This is a genomic window from Streptomyces griseus (genome assembly GCF_001715295.1).
GTDB lineage: Bacteria > Actinomycetota > Actinomycetes > Streptomycetales > Streptomycetaceae > Streptomyces > Streptomyces griseus_G.
Genome location: NZ_MDKB01000005.1, coordinates 371772 through 388930, shown reverse-complemented (window position 1 = coordinate 388930; position 17159 = coordinate 371772). Strand labels below are relative to the sequence as shown.

14 protein-coding genes and 1 pseudogene are annotated in these 17159 nt (G+C 72.8%); 10 read left to right on the top strand and 5 right to left on the bottom strand.

From position 1 onward, the window contains the following. The first annotated feature begins 170 nt into the window (after positions 1-170). Together BA175_RS26530 and BA175_RS26525 are read left to right on the top strand one after the other, a co-directional pair. Positions 171-1709, top strand: coding sequence for an FUSC family protein (locus BA175_RS26530; RefSeq protein ID WP_069174045.1), 1539 nt, complete (start codon positions 171-173; stop codon positions 1707-1709). A 130-nt stretch (positions 1710-1839) separates the two neighbouring features. Continuing rightward, entirely contained in the window at positions 1840-2919 is a 1080-nt protein-coding gene (locus BA175_RS26525; protein ID WP_069174044.1) for a lactonase family protein, read from the top strand. A gap of 297 nt (positions 2920-3216) precedes the next feature. Here the strand turns inward: BA175_RS26525 and BA175_RS26520 are convergent, their stop codons facing one another. The 5 genes from BA175_RS26520 to BA175_RS26500 all read right to left on the bottom strand — a co-directional run bounded on the left by BA175_RS26520 (position 3217) and on the right by BA175_RS26500 (position 8662). Further along, positions 3217-4143, bottom strand: coding sequence for a sirohydrochlorin chelatase (locus BA175_RS26520; protein WP_079159817.1), 927 nt, complete (start codon positions 4141-4143; stop codon positions 3217-3219). A 138-nt stretch (positions 4144-4281) separates the two neighbouring features. After that, positions 4282-5286, bottom strand: a complete 1005-nt coding sequence (locus tag BA175_RS26515; RefSeq protein WP_254667992.1) for an N-acetylglucosamine kinase — start codon at positions 5284-5286, stop codon at positions 4282-4284. Next, positions 5283-5960: a uracil-DNA glycosylase gene (locus BA175_RS26510; protein WP_069174042.1), complete on the bottom strand. Its 678-nt coding sequence runs from the start codon at positions 5958-5960 to the stop codon at positions 5283-5285. The genes BA175_RS26515 and BA175_RS26510 overlap by 4 nt, the downstream gene beginning before the upstream one ends. A gap of 56 nt (positions 5961-6016) precedes the next feature. Continuing rightward, positions 6017-7102 carry a WD40/YVTN/BNR-like repeat-containing protein gene (locus BA175_RS26505; RefSeq protein WP_069174041.1) on the bottom strand — a complete coding sequence of 362 codons (1086 nt, stop codon included), beginning with the start codon at positions 7100-7102 and terminating at the stop codon, positions 6017-6019. Positions 7103-7603: 501 nt separating this feature from the next. Continuing rightward, positions 7604-8662: a LacI family DNA-binding transcriptional regulator gene (locus tag BA175_RS26500; protein ID WP_079159816.1), complete on the bottom strand. Its 1059-nt coding sequence runs from the start codon at positions 8660-8662 to the stop codon at positions 7604-7606. Between the two features lie 212 nt (positions 8663-8874). Between BA175_RS26500 and BA175_RS26495 the strand changes: the two genes are divergently transcribed. The 8 genes and pseudogenes from BA175_RS26495 to BA175_RS26465 all read left to right on the top strand — a co-directional run bounded on the left by BA175_RS26495 (position 8875) and on the right by BA175_RS26465 (position 17149). Beyond that, positions 8875-10119, top strand: a complete 1245-nt coding sequence (locus BA175_RS26495; protein WP_254668007.1) for an extracellular solute-binding protein — start codon at positions 8875-8877, stop codon at positions 10117-10119. Positions 10120-10121: 2 nt separating this feature from the next. Further along, on the top strand, positions 10122-11051 hold the full coding sequence (locus tag BA175_RS26490) for a carbohydrate ABC transporter permease (RefSeq protein ID WP_069174038.1): 930 nt from the start codon (positions 10122-10124) through the stop codon (positions 11049-11051). A gap of 4 nt (positions 11052-11055) precedes the next feature. Next, positions 11056-11952 (top strand): carbohydrate ABC transporter permease, encoded by an 897-nt coding sequence (locus tag BA175_RS26485; RefSeq protein WP_069174037.1) that lies wholly within the window; start codon positions 11056-11058, stop codon positions 11950-11952. A 52-nt stretch (positions 11953-12004) separates the two neighbouring features. Next, positions 12005-14419 (top strand): glycoside hydrolase family 3 N-terminal domain-containing protein, encoded by a 2415-nt coding sequence (locus BA175_RS26480; RefSeq protein WP_069174036.1) that lies wholly within the window; start codon positions 12005-12007, stop codon positions 14417-14419. 108 nt (positions 14420-14527) lie between these two features. Continuing rightward, positions 14528-14644, top strand: a pseudogene (locus tag BA175_RS32155) (hypothetical protein); the annotation flags it as partial. A 64-nt stretch (positions 14645-14708) separates the two neighbouring features. Further along, the gene (locus BA175_RS26475) at positions 14709-15116 is read left to right on the top strand and encodes a hypothetical protein (RefSeq protein WP_069174035.1); all 408 of its coding nucleotides are present in this window, start codon (positions 14709-14711) and stop codon (positions 15114-15116) included. A 168-nt stretch (positions 15117-15284) separates the two neighbouring features. Then, entirely contained in the window at positions 15285-16391 is a 1107-nt protein-coding gene (locus BA175_RS26470) for an NADH:flavin oxidoreductase/NADH oxidase (RefSeq protein ID WP_069174034.1), read from the top strand. 29 nt (positions 16392-16420) lie between these two features. Further along, positions 16421-17149, top strand: coding sequence for a class I SAM-dependent methyltransferase (locus BA175_RS26465; protein ID WP_069174033.1), 729 nt, complete (start codon positions 16421-16423; stop codon positions 17147-17149). The last annotated feature ends 10 nt before the right edge of the window (positions 17150-17159 follow it).

Sequence of the window (17159 nt, the reverse complement as noted above, 5' to 3'; positions counted from 1 at the left end):
CAGGCTCGGCCATTGGCCGACCTGTGGTCAGGAATACCGCGGGCAGGTGTGCCAATGGCACAGTGCTTCGGTCTCGTGTTGAGCCACCCGTCGCAGCCGTGGTGTGATGGCACCGTCGATGGCGCTGCGGATTCCGTGGCGCCCTTTTTCGTGCGAAGGGGCGGGAAACTGTGCTGAAGAGGGTGTTCGTGGCTCCGGACCCGGGTCGGCTGCGCCTGCGCAGCGGTGTCCGGGCCGTCCTCGGCATCGGGCTGGCCGTCGTCGTGTGCGGCCTGGCCGGCCACTCGCTCGTCGGAGCCGTGACCGGGGGACTCGCGGCGCTGCTGGCCCTCTTCACGGTCACCGACACCACGGTGCGCGGTCAGGCCCTCACCACGGCTCTGCTCCCCGCCGCCGGGCTCCCCGTGCTCGCCCTCGCGGCCGCGCTGCACGACCTGCCGGTAGCGCGTGACCTGGCCTTTCTCGCGGTCATGGGGGCCGGGGTCTACGCCCGCCGATGGGGGCCCCGGGGGCACTCGCTCGGCGTGTTCGCGTTCATGGCCTTCTTCGTCACGCAGTTCCTGCACACCCTTCCCGGCCAGCTCCCCGAGCTGTACGCGGCCGTGCTGCTCTCCCTGCTCACCTCGTCGGCCGTCCGCTTCGGCCTGTGGTGCTACGAGCGGCGGCAGCCCGTGGCCGCCGTGCCGTATCCGGTGGCGGGCCGGGGCCTGACCCGGGCCACCACACGCCAGGCGGTCCAGGCGACCGTGGGCGGGGCCCTCGCGCTCCTGGTGGGCCAGGTGCTCTCCGACGAACGCTGGTACTGGGCCGTGGGCGCCACCTGGTGGGTGTTCGTGAACACGACATCGCGCGGCGAGACGCTCGTGCGCGGCTTCCGGCGGGTGCTCGGGACACTGATCGGCATTCCGGTCGGCCTGCTCGTCGTCGTACCGCTGCACGGGGCCGCCGTCCCCACCGCCGTCCTGGTGGCGGCCGGCGTCTTCGGGATCTTCTACTCGGCGGCCGTCTCGTACACGTGGATGATGTTCTCGGTGACGGTCACGGCGGGTGCGCTCTACGGGCTGCTCGGCGTCCTGGACCCCGCGCTGCTCACGCTGCGCCTGGTGGAGACCGGGGTCGGCGCGCTCGGCGCGATGGTGGCGGTACTCCTCGTCCTGCCGGTCACCACGCACGCCACCACGGACGCGTGGATCCAGCGGGCCCTCCGGTGTGTGCACGCCTGCACCGAGGAGGCCGCCGCCCGGCTGGCCGGCTCCGCGACCGCCGACCCGGCCCCCCGCGTCGCCGAACTGGAGGCGCTCCTCGGCCGGGTGCGGTTGTCGCTCGGCCCGCTGGTGCACCCTCTGAGCCCGCTGCGCGCCCGTAAGGCACGGGCCCGGCAGGTGCTCGGCCTGCTCGACGTCTGCGCCCGTGAGATCCGAGGCCTGGCGTCCGTCGCGGCGGACCCCGAGGCGTCCCACGACGCCCGTCTCGCCGCGGCCTGCTGGCGTGTCGAGGCTTCGGTCGAGGCGCTGACCACGGCGGAGCGCGGGCCGCTCCGCGACGGTGAGCCGGCCTCGTCCGCCGCGCTGTCGTCCGCCGCCGTCACGGTTCCGGAACACGGGATCGTGCAGCCCGCCCTCGCCCACCTGCACAGCCTCGAACGGGCGCTCGCCGAACTCGCGGCCCCGCTGCACAGCTCTCCGCGCGCGCCGCTGATCGGAGCCTGACCGCCAGGGCCGCCCGTCCTGCCCTTCCTGCTCCTTCCCGCCGGCCCGGCCGGGATTGGTCCGTACCAAAAACGGCTGCCTGCTACGGTCGGAAGGGAAGATCGCGACAGATGCGAAGAGGGGTAGCGCGATGGGCAGCAGCAACGCCGGGCGGGCGTTCATAGGGTCGTTCACCTCGGCGGGCGGACTCGGGATCACCGCCGTCGCCGTCGACCGGGACACCGGGGCCCTCACCGTGCTCGCCCGTACGGACGCCGTCGCGGACCCGTCCTTCCTCGTGACCGGTCACGCCCCCGGGACGGGCGACGCGATGCTGTACGCGGTCAGCGAGACGCCTGACGGCGCTTCCGCGGCGTTCGCCGTGACCGGCGACGACGCACCCCGGCTCATCGGCGAGATACGGCCCGTGGACGGCGGCAGCCCCACACACCTCTGCCTTGCCGCAGGTCACCTCCTCACCGCCAACTACGGCTCCGGCAGCGTCACCGCCCTGCCCGTGAGGCCCGACGGCTCCCTCGGCCCGGCCGCCTCCCAGCTGCGGCACGAAGGCGGCGGCCCGGACGCGGGCCGCCAGGCCGAACCGCACGCACACCAGGTGCTCGCCGACCCCACGGGCCGATGGGTGCTCAGCGTCGACCTCGGCACGGACTCCGTACGCGTCTGCGCCCTCGACCCCGCCACAGGGGAGCTGCGGCTGCACACCGAGACGGCCCTGCGTCCGGGCACGGGCCCACGGCACCTGGCATTTCACCCGTCCGGGGGACACGTCTACATCCTGAACGAACTCGAACCGACCCTCACCGTGTGCCGCTGGGACAGCGCCGAAGGGCGGCTCGACCCGGTCGGCGAGACGCCGGTGCTGCCCTTCGACGCGGAGGACGCGGGCACGGAGGGCGGGACGCGCACGTACCCCTCCGAAGTGGTGGTGTCGCACCACGGGCGGTTCCTGTGGACGGCCAACCGCGGCCACGACAGCATCTCCGTCCTCACGCTGGACGAGACGGCCGAGAAGCCGGTTCTGGCAGCGACCGTGGGCTGCGGCGGGCACTGGCCCCGCGACCTCACCCTCGACCCCGGCGGGCAGTGGCTGTACGCCGCCAACGAGCGGTCCGGCAACGTCAGCTGGTTCGCCGTCGACGCCGAGACCGGGATCCCTGCCCACACGGGCTCCCTCGACGCCCCGGCCGCGTCCTGCGTCGTGTTCGCCTGAGGCCCTGGCTCCCTGGGCCCCACTCCCTCGGGCGTACGCCGCGGACTCAGGCGTCAGGCGTGCGGGCGTTCGGGGGCAGGCGCCGGTCCTGAAGGCTCGGGCCCCGGGGCTTGCGGCGCCTGCCCCTCCCGACAACCCTGACGCCCCCGCAGCCCGCGCCAGGCACTTCGCCGCAGGCCCGGCCGCTGCGCTCCGGAGTCGCCGCGTCGGCCGTGTCCGCCCGCGGCCGGAAACGCGGGAGGCGGCACGGACCGGTACTCCGGTCCGTGCCGCCTCCCAGGGCGGTACGGGTGCTGATCAGTGCGCGTGCGCCGCTCCCTGCGGCGTCGCCGGCGTGATGCCGAGCGTCGTCGCGTACAGCGAGAGCACGAGCTTGCCGATGGCCGGGTACGCGCCGAGCGGCTCCGCGGTCGCGCAGCCGACCTCCTTCGCGGCGGCTTCCAGCAGCTCGGCGTCGATCTCCGGGCCCACCAGGTACGGCGCGAGCGCGAGCTGCGCGGAACCGGAGCTCTGCAGCTGCTCGGCGATCGAGGCGACCGAGCCGTCCACGTCCAGTGCGGCGGCCATCACCGGCACGGCGAGGCGGGCGGCCAGCAGCATGCCGGTGATACCGGCGGCCCGCACCGCCTCCTCACCGCCGACCGTGGCGAGCACGATCCCGTCGGCCGCGGTCGCCACGGTGAACAGCCTGGCGCGGTCGGCCCGCGCCAGCCCGGCTTCCGAGAGACGCACGTGCAGCGCCTCGGCGAGCAGCGGGTGCGGTCCGAGCACATCCGTCAGCTCGGCCTGGGTGCCGCTGTCCATGACCGCCTGCCGTATGCGCCGGAGCAGGGCGCTGTCCGGCCCTGCCAGCAGGGGGACGACGACGGCGGACGGCCCCTCGGGCTCGGCGACCTCACGGCCCGCGGCGACGGCCTGCTCGTAGCGCGCCGTGCGCTCGGCGGCGGCGTCGGATAGTACGGAGGCGAGCGCGGGATGCTCGGCGTCGTCACCGTCGAGGAAGCCGATGCGGGCATTCAGGCCGGGCAGCTCGGAGCGGGCGATGCTGATGACTTCCTCGGCGAGGCCGCGCGTGGCCGAGGAGGGGGTACCGGGAACGGCGAGGACGAGCGCGGCGGCGCCCTCGGGTGCGACCACGGGCTCCGGGCGGCGGTGCCGTCCGGACTGGCGAGGTCGCGGCATTCGTACAGGCAGGCCGGAAGCGGGCCCAGTGGGGGTGCTCATGGCGTCGCATGCTACTGGCTTTGCCCGCAGCCCGGTTCGGGGAGGGGGCAGTCAGGCGTCATCTGTCCGTTTATGCCTGTTGGGTGGCATACCGGGGAACTGCCCTGCTCTGTCCGGACGCATCGCCGATCGGGACGCCTATGCTACTCCGGGTACGCAGAGCAGGGTCGGATGGGCCGGCAGCCGCAGCGCCGAGCCGGCGAGCGCCCGGGCGATCTCCAGGGAGCCGTGCAGCGGATCGCCCGCCGCGGGCACCACCCGTGCCTGCGGAACCTGTCGCGCCAACTCCTGGCGCACCGGCCCCAGGAGCGGCTCTCCCATCCGGAACAGCCCGCCGGTCAGAGCGACTTCGTACGCCTCGCTGCCGGGGGTTCTCGGGTACCCGGCTCGGGGGCACGCCGCCGCGGCCGCTTCGGCGATATGCGCGGCGGCCTCCCGGAGGATTCCGGCGGCCACGGCGTCGCGATCGGCGCACGCCGCGACCTCGGGAGCGAAGGAGGCGAGCAGCGCGGGCCGGTCCGGCCGCGGATAGAGCAGGCCGGGGAGACCCGGCGCGGCCCCGAACAGCGCCTCGAGACGGGACAGCAACGCCGGGGAACCGCCGCTCCGGCCGTCGTGGGCGCGCATCGCCGCCTCCAGCCCGGCGCGGCCGATCCAGGCGCCGCCCCCGCTGTCACCCAGGAGATGACCCCAGCCGTCGGCCCTGCGCCAGGTGCTGAGGTCCGTGCCGAGCGCGATCATGCCGGTACCGGCCGCGACGATCGCCCCGGGCCGCTGCCCCAGCGCCCCCGCGTACGCCGTCACCGCGTCGGCCGCCAGCGCCACCTGCCGTACTCCCAGGGCGTCGGCGAGCGCGCCGGGCAGCCGCGCGCGCAGCTCATCGCCGAGCGTCGCCATCCCGGCGGCCCCCACCGCGGCGGCGACGACCGTCGCACCCGGGCCGGCCCGGTCCCTCAGTTCCCGGGCGACGGGCAGGAGCTGGTCCAGCAGATGGCCCGCGTCGATGCCGCCCGGTCCCGTACGCACCGGTTCGGCACAGTCGGCGGTGGAGACCGGACACCCGGTCTCCACCCTGCCGAGTGCCACCCGCAGTCCGGATCCGCCCGAGTCGACCCCGAGGACGAACGGACCCGCCGGGGTCACGGCAGCTGCCAGTCGACCGGCTGCGCCCCCTGGCGTTCCAGCAGTTCGTTGGTCCGGCTGAACGGCCGCGATCCGAAGAAGCCGCGGTCCGCGGACATGGGTGAGGGGTGCGAGGACTCGATCGCCGGGTAGTCGCCGAGGAGCGGGCGCAGATTGCGGGCGTCGCGCCCCCACAGGATCGACACCAGCGGAGTACCGCGGGCGACCAGCGCCTTGATGGCCTGCTCGGTGACCTCCTCCCAGCCCTTGCCCCGGTGCGCCGCCGGTCGCCTGGGCGCCGTGGTCAGGGCCCTGTTGAGCAGGAGCACCCCCTGGCGCGTCCAGGGCGTCAGATCGCCGTTGGAGGGCCGGGGGACTCCCAGATCCGCCTGGAGCTCCCGGAAGATGTTCTCCAGGCTTCCCGGCAGCGGGCGGACCTCGGGTGCCACCGCGAAGCTCAGGCCGATCGCGTGCCCCGGAGTCGGGTAGGGATCCTGCCCGACGATCAGGACGCGCACCTCCTCGAACGGCTGCTGGAACGCCCGGAGGACGTTCGGCCCCGAGGGCAGGTAGGTGCGCCCCGCGGCGATCTCCGTGCGCAGGAAGTCGCCCATGCCGGCGATGCGTTCGGCCACGGGCTCCAGGGCTTGCGCCCACCCCGGCTCGACGATTTCTTTCAACGGTCGTGCTGCCACGGGGCGCACTCTACTGGTGCTCCACCGGTGTGACGACCACACCGGTCACCTGCCGGTCAGCGGAGTACCACCGCCCGCACGCACAGGACATCGGGCAGATGCGAGGCGAGCTGCTGCCAGGTGTCGCCGTCGTCGGCGCTCGCGTACACCTCGCCGTTGCGATTGCCGAAGTAGACGCCGGCCGGGTCGGCGTCGTCCGTGCACAGCGCGTCCCGCAGCACCGTGCCGTAGTGGTCGCCGTCCGGGAGGCCGCGCGTGAGCGGTTCCCAGGTCTCTCCGGCGTCCTGGGTGCGGAAGATCCGGCAGCGGCGGCCGGCGGGGACCCTGTCCGTGTCTGCGTTGATCGGGAAGACGTAGAACGTGTCCGCGCGGTGCGGGTGGGCCGCGGCCGCGAAGCCGAAGTCCGAGGGCAGGCCCGCGCCGATGCCGGTCCAGCTGTCCCCGGAATCGTCGCTGCGGAAGACGCCCCAGTGGTTCTGCAGATAGAGCCGGTCGGGATCGACGGCGTCCCGGGTCACCTTGTGCACGCACTGGCCGAACTCGGGGTCCGGGTCGGGCAGGAACACCGCCGACACCCCCTTGTTGGCGGGTGTCCACCGCTCGCCGCCGTCCTCGGTACGGAACACACCCGCCGTGGAGACCGCGACCGTCACCGCCCCCGCGTCCCGTGGGTCGGTCAGAATGGTGTGCAGGCCCTCACCGCCCCCGCCGGGCACCCACCGGGACCTCGTCGGGTGCTCCCACAGCGACCGGACCAGCTCGAAGGACTCACCGCCGTCCTCCGAGCGGAAGAGCGCGGCGGGTTCGGTGCCCGCGTACACGACACCCGGTGCTTCGGGTCCGGCGGGCTGCAGCTGCCAGACCCGCTCCAGGGAGGTCCCGGTGAACTGCGGGAATTTCACGGCCGGTCGCTCGGGTTCGACCCAGGTCGCGCCCAGGTCGTCGGAGTGGAACACCGACGGACCCCAGTGCGCGCTGTCGCCACCGGCCAGCAACCGGGGCGACGGTCCGCGGGTGTCGATCGCGATCGAGTAGATCGCCTGCGCGTTGAACTGCGGCTCACCGAACTCCCATGTGCCGCCGCGTCTACGGCCGATGAAGAGCCCCTTGCGGGTGCCTACGGTGAGCAGTACGTCGGTCATGACAGAGCCTCCCGAAACGCCGTTGTGCCGGACACGGGTCAGTCTGCACCCGACCACTGACAAGGGCCCGCAGTTCCGGCATCCGTCCAGGTCACGGGGGCGGAGGCAGAGGTCATGGCTCGCCGGCGGTGAACGCCCGGCGGTTCCGCGCCCTGCGGGACGGCAGGGGACACCGCTCCGGCGGCCGGCCGCCGGACACCAGGCCCCGGCCGACGAGCCGCCCCTCTGCCCGCCGGCCGGGTGTCCGGTCGTGGCGGGCCACGGGCCCCCGGGCCGCCGAACACCCGGTCAGGCGTCAGCGCTTCCGCCCCCACGGGCGTGTCGTCAGCATGCGTGCACCCACGCGGAGCGTCTCGCCGGAGCCGGTGGGGCACCGTTGCCGGACCCTCCCGCCCTTGCCCCCACCGGCGCGTCGTCGGAACCCGCGCCCGCGCGGAGGGTGCGAGCGCCCCACCGGGTGCCGGCGACCGCCGGCCCCGCACCTGCCGGACCGCGCGGAGTTCAGCGCGCCGGCGGTGCCGTGCTGCTGCGGACCACCAGGCTCGTCGCCAGGTCGACCCGGGTCGTCGCGGGCTGTCGCCCTCTGCCGAGGTCGAGGACCAGGCGTGCGGCCGTCTCCGCCATCTCGATGAGCGGCTGCCGCACCGTCGTGAGCGGCGGGCCGATCCAGCGGGTCAGCGGCAGGTCGTCGAACCCGACGACGCTGAGGTCCTCCGGGATCCGCAGCCCCAGTTCGCGCGCCGCCTCGTACACGCCCAGCGCCTGGAGGTCGTTGCCTGCGAAGATCGCGGTGGGCGGTTGCGGCAGGTGCAGCAGCTCCAGGGCCGCCGTGTAACCGTCCTCGTGGTTGAACTCGCCCTCCCGGACGAGATCGGCGTCCATCGGCAGGCCCGAGGTCTCCAGGGCGGCGCGGTAACCGTCGAGGCGTGCGCGGCTGCACATCATCCGCGCCGGTCCGCCGATGATGCCGATCCGCCGGTGGCCCAGACCCGTCAGGTGGCGGGTGGCGGCCAGGCCGCCCTGCCAGTTGGCCGCTCCGACCGACGGGATGTCGTCGCCCGGGTCACCGGCCGGATCGACCACGACGAACGGGATGGAACGGCTGTTCAACTGGGCGCGCTGACCCGCGTCGAGGTCCGACAGCACCAGGATGACCCCGGCGGGGCGGCGCGCCAGGACGCCGTCCACCCACGTCTGCCCCGGGGTGAGCCGGCCGGCGCTCTCCGAGAGCACCAGGCTGAGCCCCTCCTCCCGGGCGACGTTCTCGACACCCCGGACGACCTCCATCGCCCAGGCGCTGTCCAGCTCGTGGAAGACCAGGTCGATCAGCTGGGACTGCTGGGAGGCACCGCGCCTGCGGCGGTAGCCGTGCAGCAGCAGCAGCTCCTCCACCTTCGAGCGCGTGCCCGGGGCGACGTCGGCACGCCCGTTCAGCACTTTCGAAACTGTCGGAGCCGAAACTCCGGCCGCTCGGGCGATCTCTGCCAGCGTGGCGGTGCTCTCCGACGTCTCGCCGACGGACACCTTCTCCGGTTGGGGCTGGACCTTTGCGGGGCTCATGCATGAATCGTAGCCTCCCGGCGCCTCGCACAGGCGCGTGCGCAGGATCGTAAATCCTTGCTCCCGCCCTCTTGACGGTCCCGAAACACGACCGTACGGTTCCGGCAACATTCGAAAGGCACGCCGAAACATTCGATTGAGGTGCGGTCATGCGGTCGGGTATTTTCAGTCAGGGCACACGTACGACGAGATGGGCCGCGGCGGGTGCCGCGCTGGCCCTGGCCGGGATCCTGGCGGGCTGCGGCTCCGGAGCCGGCGGGTCGGGCGACGGCACCCTCACCGCTTACGTCTACGGCGACGACGCGGTCAAGGTGCAGCAGGCGGCGGTGGACACGTTCAACAAGACGTCCGACGTCAAGGTGAAGCTGGTGTCGGTCCCCGGCACCGACTACGTGAACAAGCTGCGCAGCGCCATGGGATCCCCCGGCGCCCCGGACATCTTCTTCAACTGGGGCGGCGGCTCGATCAAGCCGTACGTCGACTCCGACGACCTCCTGGACCTGACCTCGACGGTCAACGAGGACCCGGCCCTCAAGGACGGCTTCCTGCCGTCGGTCATGACCGCGGGCGGCCTCGACGGAAAGATCTACGGGGTGCCGATGCGCGGCATGCAGCCCGTGATGCTCTTCTACAACAAGGCCCTCTTCACCGAGCACAAGATCGAGCCGCCCAAGACCTGGGAGGACCTGCAGAAGGCCATCACCACCTTCAAGAACGCGGGCATCACCCCCTTCGCCCTCGGTGGCTCCGACAAGTGGCCCGAGCTGATGTGGATGGAGTACCTGCTGGACCGCATCGGCGGGCCCGAGGTCTTCCGGAGGATCCAGAACGGTGACACCGACGGCTGGGGCGACCCCGCGGTGCTCAAGACGGCCCGGACGGTCGAGCAGCTGATCGACGACGGCGCCTTCGGCAAGAACTTCAACTCGGTCGACTACGGCAACGGCGGAGCCCCGACCCTGCTGAACAAGGGCAAGGCCGCGATGCACCTCATGGGCTCGTGGGAGTACTCCACCCAGCTGGGCAAGGCACCCGAGTTCGCCGCGAAGGACCTCGGATGGACCGCCTTCCCGACCGTGGCCGGAGGCGTCGGCGACCCGGCGAACGTGGTGGGCAACCCCACCAACTACTGGTCCGTCAACGCCCGCACCAAGCACAAGGACGCCGCCCTCGCGTTCCTGAGGACGATGGCCTCCGAGAGCTACTCCAAGGCGCTCGTCGACAACGGTGACATCCCCACCACCTCCGACGCCGCCTCGATGCTGAGCACCTCACCCAACCCCGCGTTCGCGAACGACCAGTACGAGATGGTGCAGAAGGCCCCGAGCTTCACCCTCTCGTGGGACCAGGCGCTGGAGTCCCGGTACGCCACCCCCCTGCTCACCGAGATCAGCAAGCTGTTCGCGGGCAAGAGCACGCCCGAGCAGTTCGTCGAAGCGATGAAGGCCGCCAAGTAGCGATGTCAGTCCACACTCCGCATGCCGAGCGCGGCGGAGACAGGAAGGCGGCCGTCGGCAGCGTCGGCCGCCCCCCGGTCGGCTGGGCCGTGCCCGGCATCCTGTTCTTCGCCCTCTTCGCGATCGTCCCCCTGGCGATCGCCGTCTACCTCTCCTTCACCACGTGGGACGGGCTCGACTCCCCGGCCCTGACGGGTCTCGACAACTGGACCCGGCTGTTCAAGGACTCCGAATTCGGCCAGGCCGCCTGGCTGACCCTCCTGCTCACGACCATCAGCTGGGCCTTCCAGACCCCGGTCGCCCTCCTGCTGGGCGTCTGGGCGGCGGGCCGTCAGCGCAGCCGGGCCGTGCTGTCGGCGGTCTTCTTCATCCCGCTGCTGCTGTCCACCACCGCGATCGCCGTGCTCTTCCACGCCCTGCTGGACCCCAACTTCGGTGTCGTCAAGGAGATCGGGCCCTGGATCGGCGTCGACCCGAACGTCATGGGCTCGTCCACCGGGGCGCTGCTCGTCGTGGCGTTCGTGGGCGGCTGGCAGTTCATGCCCTTCCACACGCTGATCTACCAGGGCGGCGCCCGGCAGATCCCCGAAGTCCTCTACCAGGCGGCGTCCATCGACGGCGCGGGCATGATCCGGCAGTTCTTCCACATCACACTGCCGCAGCTCCGCCACACCATGACGACCTCGTCGGTCCTGATGATCGTCGGATCGCTGACCTACTTCGACACCGTGCTCATCATGACCAAGGGCGGTCCCGGCACGGACACCACGATTCTGCCCTACCTGATGTACCGGACCGGCTTCCAGACCTACGACCTCGGCTACGCGGCGGCCATCGCCACGGCCCTCGTCGTCGTGGCCACCGGTCTGTCGCTGCTGCTGGTCCGCTTCAGCGGCTTCGGTTCCATGCGGTCCACCCGGGAAGGTATGTGACGGCATGTCCATCGACACCCGACCCGCCGCACCGCAGCGCACCTCGTCCGTCCCGCGGCGTATGAGGAGCGTGCCCCGCCCCCGGCGCGGAACGGGCAACCCGGTGGCCGGTATCGGCTCGCTGATCTGGCTCGTCATCGTCCTCGTACCGCTCTACACGCTGCTCTCCTCGTCCCTCATGCACCAGGACGAGGCGCTGAACGGCGATCCGCTGGCATTCCCGACGGACCCGACGCTCGACAACTACACCACCGTGCTGGACAGCGGCTTCCTCTCGCTGCTCGGCAACACCGCGGTCGTCGCGGTGGCCACGGTCGTCCTCGTCCTCGTCCTCTCCGTCCCGGTGGCCTACGTGGCCGTGCGCACCCGCAGCCGGCTCTCCTCGCTCGCCTTCCGGACCTTCCTGCTCGGTGTCGCGATCCCGGCGCAGGCGGTGATCGTTCCCCTGTACCTGCTCATCGGCAAGATGGGTCTCTACGACAGCCTGTGGGCGATCATCCTGCCCACCGCCGCCTTCGCGATGCCCGTCGCCGTCCTGGTGCTCAGCGGCACGATGCGCGACGTCTCCGAGGAGATGTACGAGGCGATGGCGCTGGACGGCGCCTCGCCCCTGCGGATGCTCTGGCAGCTGGCCGTCCCGCTCTCCAAGGGCGGCATCAGCACCGTGGCGATCTTCTCCGCCCTTCAGGCCTGGAACGGCTTCCTGTTCCCCCTGATCCTCACGCAGTCGGAGGAGAACCGCGTCCTGACACTGGGGCTGTTCACCTTCATGACCCAGTTCGGAGTGAACATCCCCGCGGTCCTCGCGGCGATCGTCCTCTCCGTCGTACCCATCTTCGCCGTGTACCTCGTGGCCCGGCGGGCGCTCGTCGACGGACTGATGGGGGTGGGCGGCAAATAGGAGACCCCTGCCGCCCCGGACCACCGCACTCATGAGAGGAACCCCTGCCGCCATGGCAATCCCCCCTGCCCCGCACGCCCGTGAAGCCGGACCGGTACCCGCCGTCGACGGTCCGTGGCGCGACCCTTCGCTCAGCCCCGAGGCACGCGTGGCCGACCTGGCCGCCCGGATGACCCTCGAGGAGAAGGCCGCCCAGCTGTACGGCATCTGGGTGGGCGCCGACGCCGACGGCGACGGAGTCGCACCGCACCAGAACGACATGGTCGACCCGGTCGACTTCGAGGAGCTCAGCACCCGCGGGCTCGGTCAGCTCACCCGGCCGTTCGGCACCGCCCCGGTGGACCCGGGGGTCGGCGCCGTCGCGCTGGCCAGGGCCCAGGCCAGGATCGTCGCGGCGGGGCGGTTCGGCATCCCGGCGGTCGCCCACGAGGAGTGCCTGGCCGGGTTCACCGCCTGGGGGGCCACCGCCTACCCCGTCCCGCTGGCCTGGGGCGCGGCCTGGGACCCGGAGCTGGTCGCCGAGATGGCGGGGCGGATCGGCGAGGACATGCGGTCGGTCGGCGTCCACCAGGGGCTCGCCCCCGTCCTGGACGTCGTACGGGACCTGCGCTGGGGTCGCGTGGAGGAGACCATCGGCGAGGACCCCTACCTGGTCGCGACCATCGCCACGGCGTACGTCCGGGGCCTGGAGTCCTCCGGAATCGTCGCCACGCTCAAGCACTTCGCCGGGTACTCCGCCTCGGCCGGCGCGCGCAACCTCGCCCCGGTCAGGGCCGGCGGCCGGGAGATGGCCGACGTGATCCTGCCGCCGTTCGAGATGGCGATCCGCGAGGGCGGCGCCCGGTCGGTGATGCACTCGTACGCCGAGATCGACGGGGTCCCGGTGGCCGCCGACCCGGCTCTGCTCACCGGACTCCTCAGGGACACCTGGGGATTCACCGGAACGGTGGTCGCCGACTACTTCGGTATCGGCTTCCTGGAGACCCTGCACAGGATCGCGTCCGACCGTCCGGACGCGGCCCGGCTGGCCCTCACGGCCGGTGTCGACGTGGAACTGCCCACCGTGCGCAGCTACGGTGACGCGTTGGTCGCCGCCGTACGCGACGGAGCCGTCCCCGAGGAACTGGTGGACCGCGCCCTGTACCGCGTCCTGCTCCAGAAGTGCGAACTCGGCCTGCTCGACCCGGACCTCACCGTCCGTCCGGCCGTCCTGGAGGGCCGGGAACCGGAGGACGCGCGCGGAACGGTGGACCTCGACCCGCCGCGGAACCGTGCTCTGGCCCGCCTGCTCGCCGAGCGGTCCTGCGTCCTGCTGGCCAACCCCGAGGGGGCCCTGCCGCTGAGGGGCACCGGCCGGATCGCGGTCGTCGGACCGCGCGCCGACGACCCGCTGGCGATGCTCGGCTGCTACTCCTTCCCGAGCCACGTCGGTGTCCAGCACCCCGGATCCCCGATGGGCATCGCCGTGCCGACCCTGCTGGAGGCGCTCCGCGAGGAGTTCCCGGGCGCCGGCATCGACTACGCGCAGGGCTGCGACGTGGACGGTCCGGACGCCTCCGGGATCGAGGGCGCCGCGGCGCTCGCGGCCGGAGCCGACGTCTGTGTCGCCGTACTCGGCGACCGGGCCGGGCTGTTCGGCCGCGGCACCTCCGGCGAGGGCTGCGACGCGGCGGACCTGGCACTCCCCGGTCACCAGGCCGGGCTCCTCGACGCGCTGCTCGCGACGGGCACCCCCGTCGTCCTGGTCCTGCTGACGGGACGTACGTACGCACTCGGCGGCCGGGCGGACCGGCTGGCCGGCTGCGTGCAGGCCTTCTTCCCGGGGGAGGAAGGCGGCTCCGCTCTGGCGGGGGTCCTCTCGGGGCGGGTCAATCCCTCGGGGCGGCTGCCGATCGGCGTCCCCGACGGTCCCGGCGGGCAGCCGTGGACCTACCTGCAGCCCCCGCTGGGCCTGGCCAACGGGGTCAGCAACCTCGACCCCACGCCGCTCTACCCCTTCGGTCACGGGCTCTCGTACACCTCCTTCACCTGGGAGCCCGGCCCCGAGGTGCCCACGGAGCTGCCCACGGACGGCGCCACGGACCTGGACCTGACGGTCCGCAACACCGGTGACCGGGACGGGGCCGAGGTGGTCCAGCTCTACGTCCACGACCCCGTCGCCCAGACCACGCGCCCGGAATCCCGGCTCATCGGCTACGCACGCGTGCCGCTCGCGGCAGGGGAGGCCCGCCGGGTGCGCTTCCGCTTCCACGCCGACCTGGTGTCGTTCACCGGGGCCGGCGGACACCGGATCGTCGAACCGGGTGAGCTGGAACTACGCTTCGCGTCCTCCAGCGACCCCGCGGACGTCCGGCACACGGTGCGGCTGCGGCTGGTCGGGCCGGAGCGCGCGGTGGACCACCGGCGCCAGATGGTCTGCACGACTTCCGTGGAGCCGGTACCCGCCGAGGCGGAGGGGTCCGCGTAACGGCGGGAATGCGGGGAGGGGGTCGAAACTTTCGAAGGCCGGGCGCGTCGCCCTTCTCCGTACCGATGGACTCCCCGGACGCGTCCCCGCAACCCGAACCGGCCCGTCACGTGCAGCGCGTCGGCCGCCCCGGGGGCGCATGTGCTGGAATTCCGGAGGGCCGACCCCATGGTGGTGTCGCAGCACCCCGTGGTGGACCCCGGCGGCCTCAAGCCCAGCCCTCTGGGCCCGCCGGAAGGCCTCCGGCTCGGCCGAGCCGGAGCGGGACGGCAGTACGAGGAGGCGCGGGATGGGTATCGGGTTCCAGGACACCGAGGGGAGTGGCGGGACGCTGGAGGTGGTCCCCGCCCCGGCGGAGGGGGCGCCCGGGGTCGGCATCCTGGTCGAGGGCCCGTCGGTCCGTGCCGCCTGGTCCTGCTCCCCGGCCGCGGCCAGAGAACTCGCCGCCGCGCTTCTCCGGGCGGCCGCCGAGGCGGAGAGCGCCGGCACGGCGGAGCCCGTCACGGTCCAGGCGCGCGATCTGGAGCCCGGTGACGTGCGGGACGCGGACCGCTTCATGACGGTGGAGGCCGTCCGGACGGACGGGGAGAACGTCCAGGTGACCTGGAGCTCCGGCGGCGGGCGCAGCTGGAGTCAGCTGTACGCGGGGGACGCGGGGATCAGCCTGCGCCGGCGGGGGCGCCCCGGGGGCGGCTGAGCCGGGGCGGCCCGCCGCGTCGGGTTCGTACGAGAGGCTTCGTAATTCGAGGACCGCCGTAGTACGGTGATTCTCGTAGTACGATGAATCTCGTACGAAGCGGTGGTCCGGCGTGTTCCGGACGACCCACCCTGCCCGCCGTCGCGCCCCGAGGAAGCGGAGACCCCCGTGAGTTCACTTTTCGACCCCTACGCCCTGCGCTCGCTGTCCGTGCCCAACCGCATCTGGATGGCGCCCATGTGCCAGTACAGCGCGGAGACGTCCGGGCCGGAGGCCGGCGTGCCCAACGACTGGCACTTCACGCACTACGCAGCCCGCGCGGCGGGCGGAACCGGCCTCGTCCTCGTGGAGGCGACCGCGGTGAGCCCCGAGGGCAGGATCAGCCCTGCCGACCTGGGGATCTGGAACGACCGGCAGAGGGACGCCTTCCGCCGTGTCACCAACTTCCTCACCCGGCAGGGCACCGTCCCCGGCATCCAGCTCGCGCACGCCGGCCGCAAGGCCTCGACCGACCGCCCCTGGCGCGGCGGAGGCCCCCTCCCTGCCGGGGCCCAGGGAGGCGAGGGCTGGCAGCCGGTCGCCCCGAGCCCCCTCCCGTACGACGAGGGCCACCCCGTCCCCGCCGAGCTGACCGTGGAGGGCATCCAGGAGATCGTCGGCCACTTCGCCGACGCCGCCCGCCGCGCACTCGCGGCCGGTTTCCAGGTCGCGGAGATCCACGGCGCCCACGGCTATCTCATCGGCCAGTTCCTCTCCCCGCACAGCAACCACCGCACGGACGCCTACGGCGGCTCCTTCGAGAACCGGATCCGCTTCGCCCTGGAGGTCGTGGACGCCGTACGGGCCGTGTGGCCCGAGGAGCTGCCGCTGTTCTTCCGCGTCTCCGCCACTGACTGGCTGACCGAGAACGCGGACGACGAGCGTGAGGGATGGACCGCCGACGACACGGTCCGCCTCGCACGTGAACTGCGCGCCCACGGCGTCGACCTGCTGGACGTCTCGACCGGAGGACTCGCCCCCAAGGCGCGGATCCCCGTGGAGCCGGGCTACCAGGTGCCGTTCGCCGCCCGGGTGCGCGCGGAGACCGGCCTCCCGGTGGCCGCGGTCGGGCTCATCACCGACCCCGTCCAGGCCGAGAAGATCCTCGCCGACGGCAGCGCGGACGCCGTGCTGCTCGGCAGGGAACTGCTGCGCGACCCGTACTTCGCCCGCAGTGCGGCGCGTGCGCTCGGAGGTGACGTGCGGGCTCCCGAACAGTACGGCTACGCCGTCTGACGGAGGGCCGGCCGGTACCCTGGGGCCCGATGTCCACTCCACAGGGCCCCACCTTCCGCGAACTGGCCGTACAGGCGCTCTCCTCGACGATGCGCGGGTACGACCTGCTCGCCCCGAAGTTCGACCGGTCGCCCTACCGGACCCCCGACAGGGTGCTCGAAGCGGTCGCCCGGGCGGTGCGCCCGCTCGGGCCGTTCGACCGCGGCCTGGACGTCTGCTGCGGCACCGGAGCGGGGGTGGGGGTCCTGCGCGGCCTGTGCCGGGAGCGTGTCACCGGTGTCGACTTCAGTGCGGGCATGCTCGCCGTGGCACGGTCGGCGCGTACCGGGGACGCCGGGGGACCCGCCGTCGATTGGGTGCGGGCCGACGCGCGGGCGCTGCCCTTCGCCCCCGTCTTCGACCTCGCCCTGAGCTTCGGGGCGTTCGGGCACTTCCTGCCGCAGCAGCGTCCCGGCCTCTTCGCCCAGGTGCGTGCGTCGCTGCGGCCGGGCGGCACGTTCGCCTTCCCGGTCGGCGCGCCGCCCCAGGTGGGCTCGCGGGCCTACTGGTCGCTGCTCGGCTTCGACGCGGCCATGCGGGTGCGCAACGCGCTGTGGAGCCCCCGGTTCGTCATGTACTACCGCACGTTCCCGCTCACCGAGGTGACGGGCGATCTCGAACGGACCGGATTCTCGGTACGGCTGCTCCCGCTGGAGGAGCTGGGCCGCACACCCGACGGCAGCCCCCGCGCCCGCCTCGTCGTGGCCACCCGGCAGTAGAATTACGACA

Bases quoted from the DNA above. Each gene is read 5' to 3' on its own strand.
- BA175_RS26480 (WP_069174036.1), top strand. From the start codon at position 12,005: ATGGCAATCCCCCCTGCCCCGCACGCCCGTGAAGCCGGACCGGTACCC.
- BA175_RS26465 (WP_069174033.1), top strand. From the start codon at position 16,421: ATGTCCACTCCACAGGGCCCCACCTTCCGCGAACTGGCCGTACAGGCG.
- BA175_RS26525 (WP_069174044.1), top strand. From the start codon at position 1,840: ATGGGCAGCAGCAACGCCGGGCGGGCGTTCATAGGGTCGTTCACCTCG.
- BA175_RS26485 (WP_069174037.1), top strand. From the start codon at position 11,056: ATGTCCATCGACACCCGACCCGCCGCACCGCAGCGCACCTCGTCCGTC.
- BA175_RS26475 (WP_069174035.1), top strand. From the start codon at position 14,709: ATGGGTATCGGGTTCCAGGACACCGAGGGGAGTGGCGGGACGCTGGAG.
- BA175_RS26490 (WP_069174038.1), top strand. From the start codon at position 10,122: ATGTCAGTCCACACTCCGCATGCCGAGCGCGGCGGAGACAGGAAGGCG.
- BA175_RS26500 (WP_079159816.1), bottom strand. From the start codon at position 8,662: ATGAGCCCCGCAAAGGTCCAGCCCCAACCGGAGAAGGTGTCCGTCGGC.
- BA175_RS26505 (WP_069174041.1), bottom strand. From the start codon at position 7,102: ATGACCGACGTACTGCTCACCGTAGGCACCCGCAAGGGGCTCTTCATC.
- BA175_RS26520 (WP_079159817.1), bottom strand. From the start codon at position 4,143: ATGAGCACCCCCACTGGGCCCGCTTCCGGCCTGCCTGTACGAATGCCG.